Here is a 21,692-nt window from a genome sequence, read left to right as displayed (position 1 = left end):
TCAGGACTCCTGCGGGCCCGTCGGAGCCGCGGTCACGTCATGGTCGGGCACGGCCTGCCCGGAGCGGATCAGCTCGATCCGCCCCATGACCTTGGAGCGCAGGTCGGTCGGCACGTCGTCCTGACCGCAGCAGCGCTTCACGAGCTTCTTCACGGCCTGCTCGAGGCCGTACTTCTCCAGGCACGGCGAGCACTCCTCGAAGTGGTGCTCGAACTTGGTGCAGTCGGTGTCCGGCATCTCTCGGTCGAGGAACTCGTAGAGATGGTCCAGGATCTCGCTGCAATCCGTTTCGTGCGGCTCTCCGCAGCTCATGAGCCCGAGCCTTTCGCTTCGTTCGACTCTCCGGCACCGGCCGGGACCAGACCGCGCTCGCGGGCGTAGTCCTCGAGCATTCCGCGCAGTTGACGGCGTCCCCGGTGCAGCCGGGACATCACCGTACCGATGGGTGTCCCCATGATGTCCGCGATCTCCTTGTACGCAAAGCCCTCTACGTCAGCGAGGTAGACGGCGATGCGGAATTCCTCGGGGATCGCCTGCAGGGCTGACTTCACGTCCGAGTCGGGCAGGTGGTCGAGCGCCTGCGACTCGGCGGAGCGCAGACCGGTCGACATGTGCGACTCGGCACGCGCCAGCTGCCAGTCCTCGATCTCCTCGGCCGCGGAGCGCTGGGGTTCGCGCTGCTTCTTGCGGTACGAGTTGATGAAGGTGTTGGTGAGGATGCGGTACAGCCACGCCTTGAGGTTGGTGCCCTCACGGAACTGGTGGAAGGACGCGTACGCCTTCGCGTACGTCTCCTGCACCAGGTCCTCGGCGTCGGCGGGGTTGCGCGTCATGCGCAGGGCCGCCGAGTACATCTGGTCGAGGAACTCGAGCGCGTCCCGCTCGAAGCGCGCGCTGCGCTCCGCGGTCGACTCCACACCCGTGCTGCCCTGGCCCTCGGGCTGCTCCGCCTGGCCTTGTTCGGTCCCTGCGTCGGTACCGGGAACCGGACCCACCTCCTCAAGATTCCGGGCGGGGCCGAAACCGGACCCACCAGAATCGGAGGATAGAACACGATCCGGTCCGCCCGCCGCCCGAATAGGGCCGGCCTTGGCCGCGTGCAGCACCGTCCAGTCCAGGTCGGCACGGCTGCTACGGCTCGGGCATGCGGTAGAACCCATGCGGCGGACTTCCTCTCCTACGACGTCGGTGCCGGTGCCCCAGCACTTCTGTCCCGCACAACAGAGGTCCGCTCCGCAACATTCCCGGGTCTTTACCCGAGTGACCCGGCCCACTTCACGACGCCGTCGGTGACGACCGCCACAGCCTGGTCCTGGTCGAGCGGCGCCCGCTTGGGCACGGCGAAGCCATGGTCGCCGTACGGCACCTCGACCAGCTCGTACGTCCCCTCCGGGAACTCCTCCGGCCTGCCGAAGGGGTCGTTGCCGCCCTGGACGACGAGCGTGGGCACCCCGGCGCCGAGCAGCTCCTCGGCGCGGGACTTCTCCGGCTTGCCCGGCGGGTGCAGCGGGAAGCTGAGGGCGAGGACGGCGTGCGCGCCGAGCTCGACGGCCGTCCGGCAGGCGACGCGGGCGCCGGCACTGCGGCCCCCGGAGATCACGGGCAGGCCGGGCCCGGCGAGCGCGGGCCACAGTCCCCGCCAGCCGAGGTCGAGGGTCTTCGGGGCCGGCGCGAGCTTCTTGCCGGCCACCCGCCAGGGCTGCTCGACGAGGGCGACGGTCACCCCGTGGCCCGGCAGCACCCGGGCGAGCGCCTGCAGATCGCGCGCCTCGACGCCGCCCCCGGCCCCGTGGCTGACGGCGAGGACGAGCCGCGCCCTGTCCGCCGTGTGCCAGGTGATGCGGGCGGTACCCGCGTCCGTCTCGATGACCTCACTGGTGTCTTTCGTCACGTCAGAAGAGTGTGCCCTCTTCGGGGCCCTCCAGCTCCTTCAGCAGCTCCGAGCCGTTGTTGCGGACGTTGCTGACGGCCGTGGAGACGGGGTAGGCGCGCATCAGCCCGGCGGGCGGCGGGGCGAGGAGTTCGCGCAGGTTCCCGGGGTCGGTGTGGGACGGATCGAGCCAGCTGTCCCAGCGGTCCGGGGTCAGCATCAGCGGCATCCGGGGGTGGATCTCGGCCAGTGCGTGCGGTCCGTCCTCCGGGGCGACCGCTAGGGGGGTCGTCTCCGCCTCCGTGGTGATCACCGAGCACGTCACCCACCAGGCCTGCGGGTGGTCGTCGGGAAGGGTCCTGTCCCGCCAGAACTCGTACAGTCCCGCCATCGCGAACACCGACCCGTCGGCGGGCAGCACGAAGTACGGCTGCTTGCGCGGCCGCTTCTTCTTGCCCTCCACCTCCAGATCGCGCTCGGACCGGCCGGTGACCCACTCGTAGTAGCCGTCGGCGGGGATGACGCAGCGCCGGGCGGCGAAGGCCCGCCGGTACGACGGCTTCTCGTGGACGGTCTCCGCGCGGGCGTTGATCATCCGGGCGCCGCCCTCGGGGGTCTTCGACCAGGACGGGACCAGCCCCCAGCGGAGCTTGCGCAGCTGCCGAACCGGCCGCGGTTCCCCGGCGTCCTTGAGGGGGCGGTCGAGGACCGCGTAGACCTCCTTGGTCGGGGCCACGTTGTAGTCGGGGGCCAGGGTCTCCTCCGGCTCCCACTTCTCGACCTCAAAGATTCCTGCGAGATCCTCGGGCCCACGACTTGCCGCATACCGTCCGCACATACGTGCCACACTGCCAGGCCCAGCCGCCACCCGGCCACCACCTCTCGACGACGGCGCCCGGCGCCGCCGCTGTTTGTTTCCTACGCCACCCACGGGAGCAACCGCCCACCATGGACAGCACCGCATCCGACTCGCTCGCCTCCCTCTGGGACGAGGTCTTCGGCAGTCAGCCCGATCCGGACCTGTGGGTGGTGATCGCCACGCTCGTCGCCGCGCTCGCCGTGGTCGTCCCGCCCGTTCTGTGGCGGGTCTCGCGCAACGCCATCACCATCGCCCACGAGGGCGGCCACGGGCTGGTCGCGCTCCTCACCGGCCGCACCCTCACCGGCATACGCCTGCACTCCGACACCAGCGGCCTCACCGTCAGCCGCGGCAAGCCGCACGGCATCGGCATGATCCTCACCGCGGCGTCCGGGTACACCGCTCCCCCGCTGCTCGGCCTCGGCGGCGCCGCCCTCCTCGCGGCCGGCCACATCACCGCCCTGCTGTGGCTGGCGACGCTCCTGCTGGTGGCGATGCTGGTGATGATCCGCAACGCGTACGGCGCCCTGACGGTCGTCCTCACGGGTGGCACGTTCGTGGTGGTGTCGTGGCTGGCGGGTCCCCAGGTGCAGGCGGCGTTCGCGTACGCGGTGGTGTGGTTCCTGCTCGTCGGAGGCGTGCGTCCGGCTTTCGAGCTGCAGGCGAAGCGGGCGCGGGGTGGGGCGGGCGATTCCGACGCCGACCAGTTGTCGCGGCTGACGCACGTGCCCGCGGGACTGTGGCTGTTCCTGTTCCACGCCGTGTCGCTGTGCTCATTGATAGGTGGCGGTCGTTGGCTCCTGGAAGGCTGAGAAGCCACTGAGCACCCCCCGAGAACGCGTTGGCGGAGGCGAGGGGCGACAGCCGTGCACGGCGCGGCCGCGGGGGCGCGACCAGCCCCGACGGCGCCGCACCCGAACCCCTGCCGACCACTAAAGTGGGGCCCATGGCCCCGAACCCCGCACCCACCGCCCTCTGGCCCGCCCCGCACGCGAGCGAAGCCGTCGACGCGACGGTCCACGTGCCGGGGTCCAAGTCGGTCACCAACCGCGCCCTGGTGCTCGCCGCCCTCGCCTCCGAGCCCGGCTGGCTGCGCCGCCCGCTGCGCTCCCGGGACACCCTGCTGATGGCGGCCGCCCTGCGCGAGATGGGCGTCGGCATCGAGGAGGGCGTGGGCCCCGACGGCACGGGCGAGACCTGGCGGGTGCTGCCGGCCGGCCTCCGCGGCCCGGCCACCGTCGACGTCGGCAACGCCGGCACCGTGATGCGCTTCCTGCCGCCGGTCGCCGCGCTCGCCGACGGTCCCATCCGCTTCGACGGTGACCCGAGGTCGTACGAACGTCCCCTGAACGGCGTGATCGACGCGCTGCGCGTCCTCGGCGCCCGGATCGACGACGACGGCCGGGGCGCGCTGCCGCTGACGGTGCACGGCGGGGGTGCCCTGGACGGCGGCCCGGTGGAGATCGACGCGTCCTCGTCCTCCCAGTTCGTGTCGGCGCTGCTGCTCTCCGGCCCGCGCTTCAACCAGGGCGTGGAGGTCCGCCACACCGGCTCCGCCCTCCCCTCCATGCCGCACATCCGGATGACCGTCGACATGCTGCGCTCGGTCGGCGCCCAGGTGGACACCCCGGAGTCGGGCGGCGAGCCGAACGTGTGGCGGGTGACGCCGGGGGCCCTGCTCGGCCGGGACCTGACCATCGAGCCGGACCTGTCGAACGCCCAGCCGTTCCTCGCGGCGGCCCTGGTGACCGGCGGCAGGATCGTCGTCCCGGACTGGCCGGCCCGCACCACCCAACCCGGTGACCGGCTGCGCGAGATCTTCACCGAAATGGGCGGTTCCTGCGAACTCACCGAGTACGGCCTGGTGTTCACCGCGTCGGGCGCGATCCACGGCATCGACGTCGACCTGGGTGAGGTCGGCGAGCTGACGCCGGGCATCGCGGCGGTCGCGGCCCTCGCGGACTCCCCCTCCACCCTCCGGGGCGTGGCGCACCTGCGCCTGCACGAGACGGACCGCCTGGCCGCGCTCACCAAGGAGATCAACGAGCTCGGCGGCGACGTGACGGAGACCGCCGACGGCCTGCACATCCGCCCGCGCCGCCTGCACGGCGGGATCTTCCACACGTACGAGGACCACCGCATGGCGACCGCCGGCGCGATCATCGGCCTGGCGGTGGAGGGGGTGCGGATCGAGAACGTGGCGACGACCGCGAAGACCCTCCCGGACTTCCCCGAACTGTGGACCGGGATGCTCGGGGCGTAGGGACTCACTCATGCGCCGCTACGGCAAGAACACCGACGAGGACGACATCCGCTCCCGCCCGAACCGCAAGGGCAACCGGCCGCGTACGCACATCCGCCCCAAGCACGAGGACGCGGTCGAGGGCATGGTCGTCACCGTCGACCGGGGCCGCCTGACCTGCCTGGTCGACGACCGGATCGTGATGGCGATGAAAGCCCGTGAGCTCGGCCGCAAGGCCGCCGTGGTCGGCGACCGGGTGGCCATCGTCGGCGACATGACCGGCAAGAAGGACTCCCTCGCCCGCATCGTCCGCATCGGGGAACGCAAGTCGGTCCTGCGCCGCACGGCGGACGACGACGACCCCTACGAGCGCGTGATCGTCGCCAACGCCGACCAGCTCGCCATCGTCACGGCCCTCGCCGACCCGGAACCCCGCCCGCGCCTGATCGACCGCTGCCTGGTGGCGGCGTTCGACGCCGGACTGGAACCCCTCCTGGTCATGACCAAGTCGGACCTCGCCTCCCCCGACAAGCTGCTGGAGCTCTACGGTCACCTGGACATCCCGCACGTCGTCACCAGCCGCGAGGAGCTGGAGAGCGGTGCCGCGGTGGGCCGGGTCCGCGAGCAGATCGACGGCAGGATCACCGCCTTCGTGGGTCACTCGGGCGTCGGCAAGACGACCCTGGTCAACTCGCTGGTCCCAGAAGACCGCCGCCGGCTGACCGGCCATGTGAACGCGGTGACGGGCCGTGGCCGCCACACCACGACCTCGGCCCTGGCACTGCCGCTCGCGGGCGACGCGGGCTGGGTGGTGGACACCCCGGGCCTACGGTCGTTCGGCCTGCACCACGTGGATCCGTCCCGGGTGATCCAGGCCTTCCCGGACCTGGAACCGGGAACCGAGGGCTGTCCGCGCGCGTGCAGTCATGATGAGCCCGACTGCGCACTGGACGAGTGGGTGGCCCAGGGGCACGCGGACCCGGCGCGGCTGTACTCACTGCGCCGGCTGCTCTCCACGAGGGAGCGGAAGGAAGGCGACTGACCTCCGCGTTGTTTGTGCCCGTGCAGGTTAGGTAAAGGCATACTCGCACCGAGCCGGACCTACGGGAGGACAGCACATGGCGTGGCTGCTGGTGGTGGTGGCCGGGTTGCTCGAGACCGGTTTCGCCGTGTGCCTGAAGCTCTCACACGGTTTCACGAGGCTGTGGCCCACGGTCGCGTTCTCCGTTTTCGCGCTCGGCAGCTTCGGCCTGCTGACCCTGTCACTGCGCAAACTCGACGTGGGGCCGGCGTATGCCGTGTGGACGGGCATCGGAGCCGCGGGGACGGCGATCTACGGGATGATCTTCCTCGGGGACCTGGTCTCCACGCTGAAGATCGTCTCCATCAGCCTGGTGATCATCGGGGTGATCGGCCTCCAGCTGTCGGGCTCTTCGCACTGACAACGGCGCCCGGCCCGTCGGCTACGACAGCTACTACGGCCACGACGGCCACGACGGCTGCCTAGTACGTCAACTGGCGCTGGAGCGCGCTGCGTACGAGGTCCGCGACGCCGCCCTCGCCGGGCGGGGCCGCCACGCAGGACAGGGCGAGGCGGACGACGAGTTCGCAGGAACGGGCCAGTTCGGCGGAGTCCGGCCTGGGCGTGCCGGGTCCGGAGAGAACCGTCACCGCGCGGTCGCGCACCAGGACCACGAAGTCACCGGGTGACGGCAGCGGACCGTCCGCCCGGCGCTGCGCCGGTACGGCCGAGGAGGACGGCACCGCCGACAGGGTCGGTGAGGGCAGCCGCTCGCTCCAGCAGCCGGTGAGCATGGCCCGTACCAGCGCGTTCTCGCGGGCCGTCGACGCGGTCCACTCGGCGGTGGCGGTCAGCCGCTCGCGGGCGTCACCGTGCCCGGACAGCGCGCGCTCGACGCCGGCGAGATACCCGTCCGCCTCCCGCCGGACCAGCGCCCGGGCCAGGCCTTCCTTGCTGCCGAACTCGTTGTACAGCGTCTGCCGGGACACCCCGGCCGCCGCGGCGACGTCCACCATCCGCACGGCCGACCACGGCCGGCGCGCCAGCGCCGTGTATGCGGCGTCCAGCAGGGATTCCCGCGCTGCAGGCATCGTCGCCTCCCTGGGGCGATCGGCTGTGCGCCCCAGGTTTGACGCGCACGGAGGCACTGTCAAGGGTTCGCGAGAGCATGCGGGGGGCGCCTTCGGCCGCCGCACGCGGGCACCGCTCGCGCCCCGGCCCCCGGTAGCACCCCGCCACCAGCGGCAGATACCGTTCGCTACATGCCCGACTACCTCGACGACCTGCGATTCGCCCACGTCCTCGCGGACGCGGCGGACGCGGCGACCATGGCCCGCTTCAAGGCGCTCGACCTCAAGGTGGAGACGAAGCCGGACATGACACCGGTCAGCGAAGCGGACAAGGCCGCGGAGGAGCTCATCCGCGGCCAGCTCCAGCGCGCCCGCCCACGGGACGCGATTCTCGGCGAGGAGTACGGCGTCGAGGGCACCGGTCCCCGCCGCTGGGTCATCGATCCCATCGACGGCACCAAGAACTACGTACGTGGGGTGCCCGTCTGGGCCACCCTCATCTCGCTCATGGAGGCGGGCGAGGGCGGCTTCCAGCCGGTCGTGGGCGTGGTCTCCGCACCCGCTCTCAACCGCCGCTGGTGGGCCGCCCAGGGTGGCGGCGCCTTCTCCGGGCGCAGCCTGTCCTCGGCCTCACGGCTGCGCGTCTCCCAGGTCTCGAAGCTCTCCGACGCCTCTTTCGCGTACTCCTCGCTCACCGGCTGGGAGGACCAGGGCCGCCTGGGCGGCTTCCTGGACCTGACACGGGAGGTGTGGCGCACGCGCGCGTACGGCGACTTCTGGCCGTACATGATGGTCGCCGAGGGCTCGGTCGACATCTGCGCCGAACCCGAGCTCTCCCTCTGGGACATGGCCGCGACCGCGATCATCGTGACCGAGGCCGGCGGCACCTTCACCGGCCTCGACGGCCGCCCCGGCCCGCACAGCGGCAACGCGGCCGCGTCGAACGGACTGCTCCACGACGAGTTCCTGGGCTACCTCAACGAGCGTTACTGAGCGGCCGGAAGAGCCGTCGACACCACACATGTGAGCGCGCACGCCCTCAATCGGCCCCGCACGCCCTCTTGTTGACCTCCGCTTTGCCTGCGACTCTGAGAGCACCCTCATTTGTGAACTTGTGAACCACTGAACTACCACAGTGGTTCCCGGGAGGTGACTCCGCACCCATGCTGGTCCGCGACGCCATGAGCACGGTGGTTCTCACCATCGGCCCCGCCCACACCCTCCGACAGGCCGCCGCCCTGATGTCCGCCCGCCGGGTCGGCGCGGCCATCGTCCACGATCCCGACGCCGGCGGCATAGGCATACTCACCGAACGCGACGTCCTCAACTCCGTCGGCCTCGGCCAGAGCCCTGACACGGAACACGTCCACGCCCACACCACCACCGACGTCGTCTTCGCCACCCCTACCTGGACGCTGGAGGAGGCGGCCCGCGCCATGGCGCACGGCGGCTTCCGCCATCTCATCGTCCTCGACCGCGACGAGCCCGTCGGCGTCGTCTCGGTCCGCGACATCATCCGCTGCTGGGCCCCGGCCCGGCAGGCCCACCACGTACCGGCCTGAGCGCATGGACGGGCCGGACCCCCCTTCCGTGGGGGTCCGGCCCGTCCGCTCACTTCGCGCCCGCAACCCGTGGGCACTCCGAAGCAATTCCGAACCCGGCCCCACAATAGACAAGGTCTAAGTCAAGCAGCGCTCCAAAGTCACACCTGTTCGGGATCTGGTCCTCGTGCTGTTAAGCTGATGCGTATGAGTGACCTTCTGGAACGGCTGCGCGGACGCGGATGGCGGATGACCGCGCAGCGGCGTGTCGTGGCCGAGGTGCTCGAGGGTGATCACGTCCACCTGACGGCCGACGAGGTCCACGCCCGGGCCGTCGCCAAGCTGCCCGAGATCTCCCGGGCGACCGTCTACAACACGCTGGGCGAGCTGGTCTCCCTCGGCGAGGTCCTCGAGGTCGCCACGGACAAGCGCGCCAAGCGCTACGACCCGAACGCGCACCGTCCGCACCACCACCTGGTCTGTGCCCGGTGCGGCACCATCCGGGACGTCCACCCCGGCGGCAACCCGCTGGCCGACCTCCCCGACACCGAGCGCTTCGGCTTCACGGTCTCGGACGTCGAGGTGACCTACCGGGGCGTCTGCCCCAACTGTGCGGCGGCATAGCCGTCCTCGACTTCGGAAAGCCCCGGCACGCATGAGCGCCGGGGCTTTCCGCCGTATACACCCCTCCGATATCTGACGGGTCGTCATATCGTCGTGGGCACACCCCCCCCACCCCCGTACCGAACTCCGCAAGAAGCAGCCGTGGGAGACCCGCACCCGAAACTCCACGCCACCGCACTGACCCGCGTCTTCGGCCGCGCGCCCCACGCCGTCGACGCCCTCGGCCCCGTCGACCTCACCGTCGCCCCCGGCGAGTTCGTCTGCCTCGCGGGTCCGTCGGGCTGTGGCAAGTCCACGCTCCTGCGCATCGCGGCGGGCCTGCTCCGCCCGAGCACGGGCCGCCTGGAGATCCGCACGTCCAGCCCCCGCCCGGCCGCCGTGATCTTCCAGGACTACGGCATCTACGACTGGAAGACGGTCCGCGCGAACGTCCGCTTCGGCCTGGACATCCAGCGCGTCCCGCGTCGCGAGGCGAACGCCCGCGCCGACGAGTGGGCTGACCCGCCTGGGCCTCGCGGACTTCGCCTATGCCCACCCGGCGGCCCTTTCGGGCGGAATGGCGCCAACGGGTGGCGATAGCCCGCGGCCTCGCACCCGAGAAACGCAAACGACCGAGGGCCGGAACCCATTTCTGGATTCCGGCCCTCGGCCTTCAGTAGCGGGGACAGGATTTGAACCTGCGACCTCTGGGTTATGAGCCCAGCGAGCTACCGAGCTGCTCCACCCCGCGGCGATGAATGCAACACTACGTCAAGGACAGCGACAGAGGCAAATCCATTACCTGCCGAGCATCACCGCAGGTCAGCCACGCCTTCCGCGGCACTCGCGCGGCGTCACGCCGACAGTTCCTGCCGCAGCGCGTCCCGCAACCGGGCCGCGCGTTCAGCGACCTCCGCCGGGCCGAGCGCCACCGCCCGGTCAGCCCACCGCTGCCCCTCCGCCAGCTCGCCACGACGCGCGTAGACCAGGGCGAGCCGCAACGCCGCCCGCCCGTGCCCCGCGTCGGCCGCCCGGGTCCACCACACCGCCGCCTCCGGCTCACTGCCCTCCCGGGCGAGCAGCAGCCCCAGATTGAACGCGCCGTTGCGGGACCCGGCCTCGGCGGCCTCCCGGTACCACCGAGCGGCCTCGACGACATCGCCCCGCGCGGCGGCCAGCATTCCGACCCGCACCTGCGCGCGCCGGTGCCCCAGCGACGCCGCCCGCTCGTACCACTCCTCGCACTCGCTCTTCTCGTGCACCGTCTCCCCGAGCTCGTGCGCGGGCACCGGCGGGCGCCGAGCGTCCAGCACGGTCGCCAGCCGGTAGGCGGCCTCCGCGCTGCCGCCTCCCGCCGCGCACCGCAGGTACCGCTCCGCCCCGCTCTCGTCCCCGTCCCGCAGCCGCGCGATCCCGACCTGCAGCGCCGCCTCGGTGTGCCCGGCGCCGGCCGCCCGCTCGTACCACCGCAGCGCGACGGTGTCCTCGCCCCGCCCCGCGAACAGGATGCCCAGGTTGAACGCGGCGTCGACGCTCCCGGCCTCCGCGGCCTTGGAGAACCACGGCTCCGCCCCCGTCGCGTCCCCGCCCTGCAGCAGCAGGATCGCCAGCGCGTTCGCCGCCTCCCGGTGCCCGGCGTAGGCAGCCCGCCGGTACCACTGCTCGGCCTGCGCCGTCCGCCCCTGCTCGGCGCAGAGCAGCCCGAGGTTGTAGGCGCCGTTGTCGTCCCCGGCGTCCATCGCCGCCCGGTACCACCGCTCGGCGGTCTGCGGCTCACCGCGCTCGGCGTGCAGCGCCCCCAGCGCGTTGGCCGCGTTGCCGTCGCCGTCCTGCGCGGCCCGCAGCCACCACACGGCGGCGCTCTCGGTGTCCCCGGCGTCCCGCAGCAGGAACCCGAGCGCGCAGGCGGCCCGCGCCTCCCCGTCCTTGGCGGAGGTCAGGTACCAGCGCCCGGCCTCCTTGAGTTCTCCGCGCTTCTCGAGGATCGCCCCGAGGTGCAGTGCCGCCCGACGGTGCCCGCGCGCGGAGGCCTGCCGGTACCACTGCTCGGCCTCCTCCAGCACGGCGGCGCCGCCGTCGGTCCCGGTCTCGGTCTCGCCGCCCGCCCGGCGGTCGAGCCGGCGGGCCAGCCGGTAGGCCGCTTCGCGGTGCCCCCGCTCGGCCGCGGACCGCATCCATCGCTCGGCCCCGGCGTCCCCGCGGTGCTCCAGCAGATCGGCGAGGGCGTACGCGCCGAGCGCGTGCCCCTGCTCGGCGGACTGCCGCAGCCAGTACTCGGCGGCCGGCTCGTCGCCCCGCTCCCGGTGGTGCCGGCCCAGCGCGTGCGCGGCCGCCGCGGACCCGGCGACGGCGGCGACCCGCCACCATCCGGCGGCGTCGTCGGCGTAACCGCGCTGGTGAAGGAGGACTCCCAGGTTGTTGGCGGCGGCCCGGTCACCGGCCGCGGTGGCAGCACGCAGGTAGGGCTCGGCTCCGTCGAGATCACCGCGGCGCAGCAGCATGGCCCCGAGGACACTCATCGCCTCGACGTCGCCGGACTCGGCGGCGATCCGTCGACGGACCTCCTCGGCCGCGTCCTCGGCGACACCCTCGACCACCTCCCCGGCCTCGTCCCGCCCGGAAGGTTGCACAAAACGCCCTGTCTCGAACAGAGTTGCCTTGTCCCCCATAACGTCCATCGTCGCACCACCTGCAACCTGGGTACACCTGGTATACCGCAGCCAGTGAGGTCACTTCAGCGTTTTGTCGACATGCCCACAGAGAGACAAGTCAAACACAGATCGTCCAACTCCCCACGGCGGCACAGCCGTCCGTCGGGTCGGCACATGCGTTCGCACACGGCGAAGGCCCGGATCCCATTTCAGGATCCGGGCCTTCGCCGGCCTACGACTCGTGTCGTCGACTTCAGTAGCGGGGACAGGATTTGAACCTGCGACCTCTGGGTTATGAGCCCAGCGAGCTACCGAGCTGCTCCACCCCGCGCCGTTGTTCTGCAACCGTATCACGGCGCGGGGTGGACTTTGATCAGCTGCTGTCGGGGCTGCGGCTGGGGCTCGGACTGCCGCTCGGACTGCCGCTGGGGCTCGGGCTGCCGGTGCCGCCACCGCCGGCCTTGTCGGCCGCGGCCTGCGCCTCCTCGGCCCGCCGCAGCGCGTCCTCCAGGTCCTTCTGCGCCTCGCCGTACGCCTGCCAGTCGTTCTTCTTCAGAGCTTCCTGGCCGGCGTCGAAGGCCTTCTGGGCGTCGTTCAACGCCTCTTGGACCGTCGGGTTGTCGGACGTCGGTGGCGGTGTGGTCGTGCCGCCGTCACCGTCGCCCTCGCCCTCGTCCGGTGGCTCGGTGGTCGCGCCGTCCGCTCCGAAGACCTTGTTGAGGGCCTGGTCCAGGGTGTCCTCGAAGGCGGTGTTGCCTCCGTAGGTCACCAACACCTTCCGCAGCAGCGGGTACTTGAGTCCACCACCCCGTACGTAGACCGGCTCCACGTAGAGCAGGCCTCCGTCGAGCGGCACCGTCAGCAGGTTGCCGTACTCCACCTCGGAGTCGCCGCCCTGCAGAAGTCTGATGGACTCGGCGATGTCCTGTTCGGAGTTGAACTGGCTCTGCACCTGTTTGGGCCCGTTGACGGTCGTACTGGTCGGCAGTTTCAGAATTCTGATCTTGCCGTAGTCGGGAGTGCCCGCCTCCGCGTCGACCGCCATGAACGCACTGAGGTTGTCCCGGCCGTTGGGTGTGAAGGTGGTCGTCAGGGAGAACGCCTGCGCCGACTGGTCCGGCATCTTCATGCTCAGGTAGTACGGCGGCACCGCGTCGCCCGACTTGTTGGTCGGGTCGTCCGGCACCTGCCACACCTCGCTGCCGCTGAGGAACGTGTCCGCGTCCTCGACGTGGTAGCGGCTGAGCAGCTCCCGCTGGACCTTGAACAGGTCCTGCGGGTAGCGGAGATGGGCCATCAGCGCCTCGGAGATGTCGCCCTTGGGCTCCACCGTGCCCGGGAACGCCTTCATCCAGGTCTTCAGGACGGGGTCCTGGGTGTCCCACTGGTAGAGCTTGACCTGACCGGTGTACGCGTCGACGGTCGCCTTCACCGAGTTACGGATGTAGTTGACCTGGTTCTGCTGGGCCACCACCGCACGCGAGGTGTTCGTCGCGGTCAGCGAGTCGGCCGTCGTGTCACCGAGGGTCGTCCGCGAGGAGTACGGGTAGCCGTTCGTCGTCGTGTACGCGTCGACGATCCACTGGATCTTGCCGCCCACGACCGCCGGGTAGGCGTCGCCGTCGATGGTCAGCCAGGGGGCAACCGCCTCCACCCGCTGCTTGGGCGTGCGGTTGTACAGGATCCGCGAGCCGTCGCCGATCGCGCCGGAGTACATGATCTGCGGCTCGCTGAACGCCACCGCGTACGCGGCCCGGTTGACCGGGTTGGAGAGGTTGACCCCGCTGTCGGCCGTGTAGCTGAAGGTCTTCTCGCCGCTGTCGTCCGAGTAGTCGATCTCCTTCTGGGGACCGCCGACGATCGAGTACGTTTCCGTCTTCTCGCCGTAGTAGATCCGCTGCTGGTACGTCCCCAGGTCGCCCTTGGACGGCAGGTCGGACTCGGTGAAGACCGGGCGGCCCTCCGCGTCGGCGGTGGTGCCCTTGGCGGCGACCACGCCGTAGCCGTGGGTGTAGCGGAAGTGGTCGTTGATCCAGTTGTTCTTCGGAATGCCGTTGAGGTTCAGCTCCCGCAGACCGATGACCGTGTCCTGGTCCTTGCCGTCCTTGCTGTAGCGGTCGACGTCCAGGTTGGTCGGGAACGCGTAGTAGTTACGCATCTGCTGGAGCTGCTGGAACGTCGGCGAGACGACGTTCGGGTCCATGACGCGGATGCTGGCCGTGGCGTCGACGTCGTCGCGCAGCTTGGTCTTGTCCGTGGTGTTGGACCGGCCCGCGTACTCGGTGACCTTGGTGTCGTCGATGCCGTACGCCTCGCGCGTCGCCTTGAGGTTCTTCTCGACGTACGGCGATTCCTTGGCCTGCTCGTTGGGCTGGACCTGGAACTTCTGGACGATCGCCGGGTACAGGCCGCCGATGAGGATGGCGGACAGGACCATCAGGCCGAAGCCGATCACCGGCAGCTGCCAGGTGCGCCGCCACAGGGTGGCGAAGAACAGCACGGCGCAGATGACGGCGATGCAGAACAGGATCGTCTTGGCCGGCAGATAGGCGTTGGCGTCGACGTACCTCAGGCCGGTCCAGCTGTCGGTGGCCTTGAAGTCGCTGGACTTCACGGCCAGTCCGTACCGGTCGAGCCAGTAGGCGACCGCCTTCAGGGCGACGAAGATGCCCAGCAGCACCGACAGGTGCCCGGTCGCGGCCGCCGTGGCACGCGCGCCCGGGGAGGTGACCCGCAGCCCGCCGTACAGGTAGTGGGTCAGCGCGGCGGCGATCACGGAGAGGATCGCGGCGGCAAAGCCGAAGCCGAGCAGGAACCGGTACCAGGGCAGGTCGAAGGCGTAGAAGGACACGTCGAGATGGAACTGCGGGTCCTTCTGGTTGAAGGGCACGCCGTTGACCCACATCAGCCACGTCCGCCACTGGCCGGACGCCGAGGCGCCCGCGATCAGACCCACCAGGGCGGTGATCCCGATCAGCAGCCACCGCTTGTACGGCGCGATGCCCATCCGGTAGCGGTCGAGGTTCTGCTGCTCCATCGACATGGCGCTCAGCGGCGGGCGCAGGCGGTGGGCCAGCCAGATGTTGAAGCCGACCGCCAGGGCCATCAGCAGACCGAAGACGAAGAAGAGTCCGATCTTGGTCCACAGTGTGGTCGTGAACACGGACGAGTAGTTCACCGACCGGTACCAGAGCCAGTCCGTCCAGAACCCGGCGAACATGGTGAACGCCATGCCGAGGACGGCAAGCACGCCCAGTGTCATGAGCAGGGTCCGGACGCGCCGGGACGGGCGGCCCACTCTGATCCGTGGCCCCGTCGGGCCTCCGCCGCGGTCCGGCATCTGGAAAGCCAAGGTGCGCACCTCGAAGTTCGCTGTTGGTCTGTCAGACCCGCGTCTTCACGGGCCGTCCGTGGGCCTCGTGATCGTAGGCCCCCACCTATGCAACTTACTCACGCTTTACTCGGTTCCCGATTCCGGCCCTGAACGAGGCAGGATTGTGACCATGTCCAACACACCCATGGCGGCGAGCCCGCTGACCCGGGCCGTTCTCGAGATCGACGAGTACGCCTCCGGCCTCGGCTGGGACCAGCCTGCCCGCCTCTTCGCCCTCGTAGACACCGCCCGGCTGCGCACCCAGGAACCCGGCCTCGCGGCCCAGCTGGGTCTCGACGGGGAGCAGGAGACCACCGGTCTCACCCCGATCGAGCAGGAGGAGATCCCCAAGGGCAAACCACTCGACGAGTTCCTCGGCACGATCGCCTGGCCCGACGCGGTGGTCGGCTGCGCGCTCACGGTGGAGCGCCTGATGCTGCCGCCGTCCGCCGAGGCGTCCGTCCCGGAGGGACTGAGCGAGCAGAAGCTCGCCCGCTGGGTGGCCGAGCATCCGGACCGTCAGGAGGTCCGGATGACGGTCGCGGTCCTGCGGGACGGCGGCCGCGACTCGGCCCTGCGGCTGCGCGAGAAGGACTCCCCGACCGAGGTCCTCACGGGCGGCGACCTGGTCCCGGGGCTGGCGGAGGCCCTGGCGGCGACGTTCGAGGAGTAGCCCGCCGGGCTACTTCGTCGTGCACTGCGGCAGGTCGGCGGTGTCGCCGGAGCGGATGTCCTTGAGGGCGCCCAGAGCGTCGTCGATGGTCTTCACCTTGACCAGGGTGAGCCCCTCGGGGGCGTCGCTCGCGGCGGCCGCGCAGTTGTCGGCGGGCGTGAGGAAGTACTGGGCGCCCTTGCTGCGCGCGCCGACCGTCTTCATCTCGATGCCGCCGATCGGGCCGACCTTGCCGTCGTCGTCGATCGTCCCGGTGCCGGCGACGAACTTGCCGCCGGTGAGGCTGCCCGGGGTGAGCTTGTCGTAGATGCCCAGCGCGAACATGAGGCCGGCGCTCGGCCCGCCGACGTCGGCCAGCTTGATGTCGACGGTGAACGGGAACGTGTGGTCCGTGCCCGCCGAGATCCCGACGATGGCGCGCTTCTCGCCGGTGTCCGCGGAGGTCTTCGTGGTGATGGTGACGTCCTGGGTTCTGGTCGCCGTCCGGTTCTCCTTCTCGGCCGCGGCCTGTTCCTTGGCGGGCACGATCGTGAAGACGACGTCCTCACCCGGCTTGTGCTTGGTCACCAGCTCGGCGACGTCGCCGGGCTCCTTCACCGTCGTACCGTCGACGGCCTTGATCACGTCACCGGCGTGCAGTCGGCCCTCGGCCGGGGAGTCCTTGACGACGGTCGAGACGATCACCCAGGACCGCACCGGGACGTCCAGCTCCTTCAGGGCGGCGACCTTGGCGCTCTCCTGGGACTGGCTGAACTCCTCGGCGTTCTCCTGGGTGGACTGCTGCTCGGTCTTGCCGTCCGGGTAGAGGGTGTCGTGCGGCACGACCTTGTTGTCGTGCGCGAGCCAGCCGTACACGGCCTCGACGAGGTTCATCTTGTAGTCGGCGCTGGTGACCCGGACGGTGGTCATGTTCAGATGCCCGCTCGTCGCGTACGTCTTGCGCCCGGAGATCTGCAGCACCGGCTCGCCGTCGTGGTCCCCGAGCGTGTTCACGGTCGGCCCCGGTGACATCTCCGAGTACGGCACGGTGATGAAGACTCCCGCGCACAGGAGCGCGATCAGCATCAGGGTGGAGGCGAGCATCGTCGCGGTGCGGCGTGGCATGGCACGACAGTACGGGACGTGTCTGTCAGCGCACCGTCAGGGCCGCGTCCCGATCATGCGCCGGAAGGGGGCTTCTCCATGGCGGCCCGAAAACGGGCGTATCCGTCGAGCTCCGGGCCGTCGCCGCGGGCCCTTCTGGTCCGATGGGCCCAACTGCCCCAGAGACCGGCGCCGATCGCAGCCAACAGCGGAATCAGCAACCAGGCGAGCGCCGCCATGCCGTCCTCCCAACCCCGATGAGCGACCGCAACTGACTGATCAGCAGATTAACCATCCGCACTGACAACGCTCACGCCAGGGGTGCGGTTACGCAACCGGAAAGGGCCGTCACCGAGCGCTTGGGGGCTGAGACGGCCTCAGCAGGCGCCGACCCACTCCTCGGTCCCGTCCGAGAACTTCTGGTGTTTCCAGATGGGCACCTCGTGCTTGAGGTCGTCGATCAGCTTCCGGCAGGCCTCGAAGGCCTCGCCCCGGTGCGGACAGGAGACGGCGACGACGACCGCCAGGTCCCCGACCTTGAGGTCCCCCACCCGGTGCACGGCCGCCAGGGCCCGCACCGGGTACTCCGCGACGACCTTCTCGGCGATCCGGCGCATCTCGGCCTCGGCGCTGGGGTGGCACGAGTAGCCGAGCTCGTCGACGTCGGCCCCGCCGTCGTGGTTCCTTACGGTCCCGACGAACAGGGCGGTGCCGCCCGCGGCGTCGTCCCCGACCGCCCGGAAGACCTCGTCCAGGGAGAGGGCCGTCTCACGGATGGCGAGGAGCTTGACCGGGTCCTGCGCGGCCTGCTCACCGGGATGGTCGTGTGTGGGTGCCATGCCCTCCATCGTGCCGCACGCCATGAACCAGGGGGAATAGCGTGATCGCCCGGCACGCGTGCGTGGCTGCTTGGAGCCTCCTACAGGCCGCGTGCCGGGCACCATCCGGCTGCGGGCGGACGGGCGTGCCGCACGGGCCGGGCACCATCCGGCTGCGGGCGGGCCGTCTTGCCGCACGGGCGCCCGCGTGCCGGGCACCGCATGGCCGTGGGCGGTCGTGCCGCTCGGGCCGGGCGCCACCCGGCTGCGGGCGGGCCGTTGTGCCGCTCGGGCGCCCGCGTGCCGGGCACCGCACGGCTGTGGGCGGTCGTGCCGCCCGGGCGGCACCAGCGGGCGCCGTCGCAGCCGTCACACACGGGCGTAGCCGTCCGCACACGGGCGCAGGAGGCGCCCATTGACTGACGGAAGGGCTGCACGAACGCCTCCGGCCTGCCCCGGCGCAGGGCGGCGCCGGTCCCGCCGCCGCGCGACACGCCCACCGTCCGCCCTCAGATACGGCGCCTGGCCTTCCGAGCCCGCCGTACCACCGCCGCCGCACCGAGCAGAGCCACCGTCGCGCCCGCGGCACCCGCCGCGGTCGCGTCCTTTCGGCCCAGCCGCCGCCCGGCCACGGTGTGCCTCCCGGAGACCTCGTCCAGCAGCTCCGCGAGCACCTCCTCGTTGGTCCACTGCGGGCGCCAGCCCGCGTCGTGCAGCCGGCTGCCGCTCACCACCCAGGGGTACATCGTGTAGGCCAGATCACCCGCCGGAGACGGCGTCAGTCCGATCCGGTGCAGCCTCGCGGCGGCCCCCAGGGCGACGGTGGAGGGCAGCTCCATGCGGCGGATCCCGCTGAGCTCCTCGACCTCCTCCTGCTCCAGCCATCCGTCGCACCCGACGGCGAGCTCACCCTCGACCTTCTCCAGGACGGCGTACTCCAGAGCGCTGCACAGATCCTCGACATGGCAGAACTGCCAGGCGGGCCGTGAGCCGGCCACGACCAGCAGCCGAGGTGACTCGAAGTACCTGGTCAGCGCGGTGTCCGTCTCCCCCACCAGCACCGCCGGCCGGACCACGGTGACGTTGAGCCCCGGGTGCGCCCGGGGGGCACGCCGCGCGAGCCGCTCGATCTCCAGCAGGTCCCCGACCCCGGTCGCCTCGGCGGTGGCCCGCAGCTCCGCGTCCTCGGAGAGGGGCAGCTCGTTGTCCGGCAGGGCGCCGTAGACCATGGCCGACGTGCAGAGCACGACCCGGTGCACCCCGGCCGCCGCGGCAGCCGTCAGGACGGTCTGGGTCCCCCGGACGTTGTAGGCCGTTCGGGCGGCTCCGTCGGTCTCCAGATCGAGGTCGAGGGCCAGATGGACCACCACGTCGGCCCCGCGCAGCTTCTCCGCGATGGCCGGATCCCGTACGTCCAGGATGTGCCACTGGGCCGCAGCGCACTCGCCGCGCCGCTCGTCGATGGCGATGACCTGCTTGATCTCGTCCGACGCGGCGAGCCGCTCGGTGAGCATCGCGCCGACGCCGGACGCGGCACCGGTGACCGCGACGACGGGCCCGCGCACTCCGGGCGTGGTTGAGTGGTTTCGCGCTGCGCGAACCTGCGGATCTGGGGAACTCACCGGGCGTCTCCAGCGGTTGTCTTCAGTACGAACGCTAGTGACGCGTACGTACCAGGTGGCATCCATCCTGCCGCAGGCCGCGAGTCGGCGAAGCACCGAGGCCCGAACCGCCCATGGTGTCTACGCTGGGTGGTGTTATCGGGCAGTCGCGCCGTCGGAGACAACCGGCGGCCTTACCAGCCGAGGAATCCCGTGAGTGACACCCCATTCGGATTCGGCCTTCCGCCGGAGGAGCCGGACGACGGCGACGAGGGCAAGAAGAAGGACCAGCAGAGCGGTGGTGGTCAGGGCCCGGCCAACCCGTTCGGTTTCGGCGGGCTGCCCGGAGCCGGTGGCTTCGGTGGCCCCGGCGCCGACAACCCGCTCGCTGCCATGTTCGGTTCCCTGAACCCCACCGACCTGGGCGCCGCCTTCCAGCAGCTGGGCCAGATGCTCTCGTACGAGGGCGGTCCGGTGAACTGGGACATGGCCAAGCAGATCGCCCGCCAGACGGTCTCCCAGGGCACGGCGGACGGCACCAAGGACGCGAGCGTCGGCCCCGCCGAGCGCAGCTCCGTCGAGGAGGCCGTCCGGCTCGCCGACCTCTGGCTGGACGACGCCACGTCCCTGCCGTCCGGCGCGGGCTCCGCGGTGGCGTGGAGCCGCGCGGAGTGGGTCGAGGCGACCCTGCCCGCCTGGAAGGAGCTCGTGGACCCGGTCGCCGAGCGGGTCGGCGCGGCCATGGGCGATGTCCTGCCGGAGGAGATGCAGGCCATGGCCGGCCCGCTGATCGGCATGATGCGCTCGATGGGCGGTGCCATGTTCGGCACGCAGATCGGGCAGGCCGTCGGCGTGCTCGCGGGCGAGGTCGTCGGTTCCACCGACATCGGCCTGCCGCTCGGCCCGGCCGGCAAGGCCGCGCTGCTGCCGGTGAACATGGACGCGTTCGGCAGGGACCTCGGCGTGTCGAAGGAGGAGGTGCGGCTGTATCTCGCCCTGCGCGAGGCCGCCCACCAGCGCCTGTTCGCGCACGTGCCGTGGCTGCGCTCGCACCTGTACGGCGCGGTCGACGGCTACGCGCGCGGGATCAAGGTCGACACCGCCAAGCTCGAGGACGTGGTCGGCCAGTTCGACCCGCAGAACCCCGAGCAGCTGCAGGACGCCCTTCAGCAGGGCATGTTCCAGCCGGAGGACACGCCCGAGCAGAAGGCTGCTCTGGCCCGTCTGGAGACGGCCCTGGCACTCGTCGAAGGCTGGGTGGACGCGGTGGTGCACGCGGCTGCCAAGCCGCGTCTGTCGTCCGCGGACGCACTGCGCGAGACGCTGCGCCGCCGCCGCGCCTCGGGCGGTCCCGCCGAGCAGACGTTCGCCACGCTGATCGGTCTGGAGCTGCGCCCGCGCCGCCTGCGGGACGCCTCCCGTCTGTGGGCCTCGCTCACCGACGCGCGCGGTGTCGACGGCCGGGACGCCCTGTGGGCCCACCCGGACATGCTGCCGACGGCCTCCGACCTGGACGACCCGGACGGTTTCGTGCACCGCGAGCAGCTGGACTTCTCCGAGCTGGACAAGATGCTCGGCGAGGCGGCGGGCAAGCCCGACCTCAAGAAGTCCGACCCCGAGAAGGGCGACCCGAAGGCGTCCGACCCGAAGACGTCCGACCCCGAGAAGGGCGACGACACCGAGTGAGCCTGCACGACGACGCGGTCCTCGTGCTCAAGGAGTACGAGGGCCAGCGAGAGCTGCGCCAGGCCTACCTCGACCACCTCGCCGCCCACCCGGACGGCATGTGGAAGGCGTGTGGGTCCGGTCATCTCACGGCGAGCGCTCTGGTGATCGATCCGGAGCACGGGCGGGTACTGCTCACGCTCCACAAGAAGCTGCGCATGTGGCTCCAGATGGGTGGTCACTGCGAGCCACAGGACGCCTCGCTGGAGACGGCGGCCCTGCGGGAGGCGACGGAGGAGTCCGGTGTCGAGGGGCTGACGCTGCTTCCGGGCGGCCCGGTGCGCCTGGACCGGCATCCGATCCCGCCGCCGTGCCACTGGCACTTCGACGTCCAGTACGCGGTGGTGGCCCCGCCCGGCGCGGCCCACGCGATCAGCGACGAGTCGCTCGACCTGCGCTGGTTCGGATACGACGAGGTGGCGGCAGTGGCGGACGAGTCGGTCCTGCGACTGCTGCAAGCGACCCGGGAGCGGCTCTAGAGGCGGCTTCCCGGAGGAGTGCGTAAGGGGCGCCCGCGATGGCGGGCGCCCCTTACGTCTGCCTGGGCGACGACGCCGGAGGG

At 71.0% G+C, this 21,692-nt stretch carries 20 protein-coding genes, 2 tRNA genes and 1 pseudogene; 11 read left to right on the top strand and 12 right to left on the bottom strand.

All coding sequences use genetic code 11. The features are described from left to right. From rsrA to AQJ84_RS13610, 4 genes are all read right to left on the bottom strand, one after another. The gene (gene rsrA, locus AQJ84_RS13625) at positions 1–312 is read right to left on the bottom strand and encodes a mycothiol system anti-sigma-R factor (RefSeq protein ID WP_030038246.1); all 312 of its coding nucleotides are present in this window, start codon (positions 310–312) and stop codon (positions 1–3) included. Then, positions 309–995, bottom strand: a complete 687-nt coding sequence (gene sigR / locus AQJ84_RS13620; RefSeq protein WP_030038247.1) for an RNA polymerase sigma factor SigR — start codon at positions 993–995, stop codon at positions 309–311. Before sigR ends, rsrA begins: the two co-directional genes overlap by 4 nt. A 257-nt stretch (positions 996–1,252) precedes the next feature. Next, positions 1,253–1,891 carry an alpha/beta hydrolase family protein gene (locus AQJ84_RS13615; RefSeq protein WP_030038248.1) on the bottom strand — a complete coding sequence of 213 codons (639 nt, stop codon included), beginning with the start codon at positions 1,889–1,891 and terminating at the stop codon, positions 1,253–1,255. 1 nt (position 1,892) lies between these two features. Next, entirely contained in the window at positions 1,893–2,708 is an 816-nt protein-coding gene (locus tag AQJ84_RS13610; protein ID WP_078631561.1) for an SOS response-associated peptidase, read from the bottom strand. A gap of 110 nt (positions 2,709–2,818) precedes the next feature. Between AQJ84_RS13610 and AQJ84_RS13605 the strand changes: the two genes are divergently transcribed. The 4 genes from AQJ84_RS13605 (at position 2,819) to AQJ84_RS13590 (ending at position 6,413) form a co-directional block, all read left to right on the top strand. Then, the gene (locus AQJ84_RS13605; protein ID WP_030038250.1) at positions 2,819–3,541 is read left to right on the top strand and encodes a M50 family metallopeptidase; all 723 of its coding nucleotides are present in this window, start codon (positions 2,819–2,821) and stop codon (positions 3,539–3,541) included. A 134-nt stretch (positions 3,542–3,675) separates the two neighbouring features. Beyond that, on the top strand, positions 3,676–4,992 hold the full coding sequence (aroA, locus tag AQJ84_RS13600; RefSeq protein ID WP_030038251.1) for a 3-phosphoshikimate 1-carboxyvinyltransferase: 1,317 nt from the start codon (positions 3,676–3,678) through the stop codon (positions 4,990–4,992). Positions 4,993–5,002: 10 nt separating this feature from the next. Further along, positions 5,003–6,013: a ribosome small subunit-dependent GTPase A gene (gene rsgA, locus AQJ84_RS13595; RefSeq protein ID WP_030038252.1), complete on the top strand. Its 1,011-nt coding sequence runs from the start codon at positions 5,003–5,005 to the stop codon at positions 6,011–6,013. Positions 6,014–6,089: 76 nt separating this feature from the next. Beyond that, positions 6,090–6,413 carry a DMT family transporter gene (locus AQJ84_RS13590; RefSeq protein WP_030038253.1) on the top strand — a complete coding sequence of 108 codons (324 nt, stop codon included), beginning with the start codon at positions 6,090–6,092 and terminating at the stop codon, positions 6,411–6,413. A 61-nt stretch (positions 6,414–6,474) separates the two neighbouring features. Here AQJ84_RS13590 and AQJ84_RS13585 read toward each other — a convergent pair whose 3' ends face one another. Next, positions 6,475–7,083, bottom strand: a complete 609-nt coding sequence (locus AQJ84_RS13585; RefSeq protein ID WP_030038254.1) for a TetR/AcrR family transcriptional regulator — start codon at positions 7,081–7,083, stop codon at positions 6,475–6,477. Between the two features lie 171 nt (positions 7,084–7,254). Between AQJ84_RS13585 and hisN the strand changes: the two genes are divergently transcribed. The 4 genes and pseudogenes from hisN to AQJ84_RS13565 form a co-directional block, all read left to right on the top strand. Next, complete coding sequence (gene hisN, locus AQJ84_RS13580; protein WP_030038255.1) at positions 7,255–8,055, top strand: histidinol-phosphatase; 801 nt, start codon at positions 7,255–7,257, stop codon at positions 8,053–8,055. Positions 8,056–8,225: 170 nt separating this feature from the next. Next, positions 8,226–8,624: a CBS domain-containing protein gene (locus AQJ84_RS13575; RefSeq protein ID WP_030038256.1), complete on the top strand. Its 399-nt coding sequence runs from the start codon at positions 8,226–8,228 to the stop codon at positions 8,622–8,624. Between the two features lie 186 nt (positions 8,625–8,810). Further along, a complete protein-coding gene (locus AQJ84_RS13570) occupies positions 8,811–9,227 on the top strand; it encodes a Fur family transcriptional regulator (protein ID WP_030038257.1) in 417 nt (138 codons plus the stop codon). A gap of 141 nt (positions 9,228–9,368) precedes the next feature. Further along, positions 9,369–9,826, top strand: a pseudogene (locus AQJ84_RS13565) (ABC transporter ATP-binding protein); the annotation flags it as partial. A gap of 57 nt (positions 9,827–9,883) precedes the next feature. Here AQJ84_RS13565 and AQJ84_RS13560 read toward each other — a convergent pair. From AQJ84_RS13560 to AQJ84_RS13545, 4 genes are all read right to left on the bottom strand, one after another. After that, positions 9,884–9,957 (bottom strand) — tRNA-Met (locus AQJ84_RS13560). A gap of 103 nt (positions 9,958–10,060) precedes the next feature. Continuing rightward, positions 10,061–11,884 carry a tetratricopeptide repeat protein gene (locus AQJ84_RS13555; protein WP_079022632.1) on the bottom strand — a complete coding sequence of 608 codons (1,824 nt, stop codon included), beginning with the start codon at positions 11,882–11,884 and terminating at the stop codon, positions 10,061–10,063. A gap of 230 nt (positions 11,885–12,114) precedes the next feature. Next, positions 12,115–12,188: transfer RNA gene (locus AQJ84_RS13550), tRNA-Met, on the bottom strand. Positions 12,189–12,230: 42 nt separating this feature from the next. Continuing rightward, positions 12,231–15,197: a UPF0182 family membrane protein gene (locus tag AQJ84_RS13545; protein ID WP_079022631.1), complete on the bottom strand. Its 2,967-nt coding sequence runs from the start codon at positions 15,195–15,197 to the stop codon at positions 12,231–12,233. Positions 15,198–15,360: 163 nt separating this feature from the next. On the opposite strand from AQJ84_RS13545, the gene AQJ84_RS13540 reads away from it, so the two are divergent. Continuing rightward, complete coding sequence (locus AQJ84_RS13540; RefSeq protein ID WP_053190887.1) at positions 15,361–15,903, top strand: PPA1309 family protein; 543 nt, start codon at positions 15,361–15,363, stop codon at positions 15,901–15,903. 9 nt (positions 15,904–15,912) lie between these two features. On the opposite strand, the gene AQJ84_RS13535 is transcribed toward AQJ84_RS13540, so the two are convergent. The 3 genes from AQJ84_RS13535 to AQJ84_RS13525 form a co-directional block, all read right to left on the bottom strand. Beyond that, entirely contained in the window at positions 15,913–17,007 is a 1,095-nt protein-coding gene (locus AQJ84_RS13535; RefSeq protein ID WP_030038258.1) for a YlbL family protein, read from the bottom strand. 356 nt (positions 17,008–17,363) lie between these two features. Continuing rightward, positions 17,364–17,825: a molybdenum cofactor biosynthesis protein MoaE gene (locus AQJ84_RS13530; RefSeq protein ID WP_030038259.1), complete on the bottom strand. Its 462-nt coding sequence runs from the start codon at positions 17,823–17,825 to the stop codon at positions 17,364–17,366. Between the two features lie 488 nt (positions 17,826–18,313). Continuing rightward, entirely contained in the window at positions 18,314–19,426 is a 1,113-nt protein-coding gene (locus tag AQJ84_RS13525; RefSeq protein ID WP_030038260.1) for an SDR family oxidoreductase, read from the bottom strand. A 192-nt stretch (positions 19,427–19,618) separates the two neighbouring features. Between AQJ84_RS13525 and AQJ84_RS13520 the strand changes: the two genes are divergently transcribed. Beyond that, positions 19,619–21,091 (top strand): zinc-dependent metalloprotease, encoded by a 1,473-nt coding sequence (locus AQJ84_RS13520; RefSeq protein ID WP_030038261.1) that lies wholly within the window; start codon positions 19,619–19,621, stop codon positions 21,089–21,091. Further along, positions 21,088–21,609: an NUDIX hydrolase gene (locus AQJ84_RS13515; protein WP_030038262.1), complete on the top strand. Its 522-nt coding sequence runs from the start codon at positions 21,088–21,090 to the stop codon at positions 21,607–21,609. The genes AQJ84_RS13520 and AQJ84_RS13515 overlap by 4 nt, the downstream gene beginning before the upstream one ends. Positions 21,610–21,692: the final 83 nt, after the last annotated feature.

Origin of the sequence: Streptomyces resistomycificus (assembly GCF_001514265.1) — a bacterium.
In the GTDB taxonomy this organism is placed as follows: Bacteria; Actinomycetota; Actinomycetes; order Streptomycetales; family Streptomycetaceae; genus Streptomyces; species Streptomyces resistomycificus.
This window is presented reverse-complemented; position numbering and strand designations above follow the sequence as displayed.

What these genes read in the sequence shown, in the direction of transcription:
- rsrA (WP_030038246.1), bottom strand. Translation starts at nt 312, where the DNA reads ATGAGCTGCGGAGAGCCGCACGAAACGGATTGCAGCGAGATCCTGGAC.
- AQJ84_RS13610 (WP_078631561.1), bottom strand. Translation starts at nt 2,708, where the DNA reads ATGTGCGGACGGTATGCGGCAAGTCGTGGGCCCGAGGATCTCGCAGGA.
- AQJ84_RS13605 (WP_030038250.1), top strand. Translation starts at nt 2,819, where the DNA reads ATGGACAGCACCGCATCCGACTCGCTCGCCTCCCTCTGGGACGAGGTC.
- aroA (WP_030038251.1), top strand. Translation starts at nt 3,676, where the DNA reads ATGGCCCCGAACCCCGCACCCACCGCCCTCTGGCCCGCCCCGCACGCG.
- rsgA (WP_030038252.1), top strand. Translation starts at nt 5,003, where the DNA reads ATGCGCCGCTACGGCAAGAACACCGACGAGGACGACATCCGCTCCCGC.
- AQJ84_RS13590 (WP_030038253.1), top strand. Translation starts at nt 6,090, where the DNA reads ATGGCGTGGCTGCTGGTGGTGGTGGCCGGGTTGCTCGAGACCGGTTTC.
- AQJ84_RS13585 (WP_030038254.1), bottom strand. Translation starts at nt 7,083, where the DNA reads ATGCCTGCAGCGCGGGAATCCCTGCTGGACGCCGCATACACGGCGCTG.
- hisN (WP_030038255.1), top strand. Translation starts at nt 7,255, where the DNA reads ATGCCCGACTACCTCGACGACCTGCGATTCGCCCACGTCCTCGCGGAC.
- AQJ84_RS13575 (WP_030038256.1), top strand. Translation starts at nt 8,226, where the DNA reads ATGCTGGTCCGCGACGCCATGAGCACGGTGGTTCTCACCATCGGCCCC.
- AQJ84_RS13570 (WP_030038257.1), top strand. Translation starts at nt 8,811, where the DNA reads ATGAGTGACCTTCTGGAACGGCTGCGCGGACGCGGATGGCGGATGACC.
- AQJ84_RS13555 (WP_079022632.1), bottom strand. Translation starts at nt 11,884, where the DNA reads ATGGACGTTATGGGGGACAAGGCAACTCTGTTCGAGACAGGGCGTTTT.
- AQJ84_RS13545 (WP_079022631.1), bottom strand. Translation starts at nt 15,197, where the DNA reads ATGCCGGACCGCGGCGGAGGCCCGACGGGGCCACGGATCAGAGTGGGC.
- AQJ84_RS13540 (WP_053190887.1), top strand. Translation starts at nt 15,361, where the DNA reads ATGTCCAACACACCCATGGCGGCGAGCCCGCTGACCCGGGCCGTTCTC.
- AQJ84_RS13535 (WP_030038258.1), bottom strand. Translation starts at nt 17,007, where the DNA reads ATGCCACGCCGCACCGCGACGATGCTCGCCTCCACCCTGATGCTGATC.
- AQJ84_RS13530 (WP_030038259.1), bottom strand. Translation starts at nt 17,825, where the DNA reads ATGGCACCCACACACGACCATCCCGGTGAGCAGGCCGCGCAGGACCCG.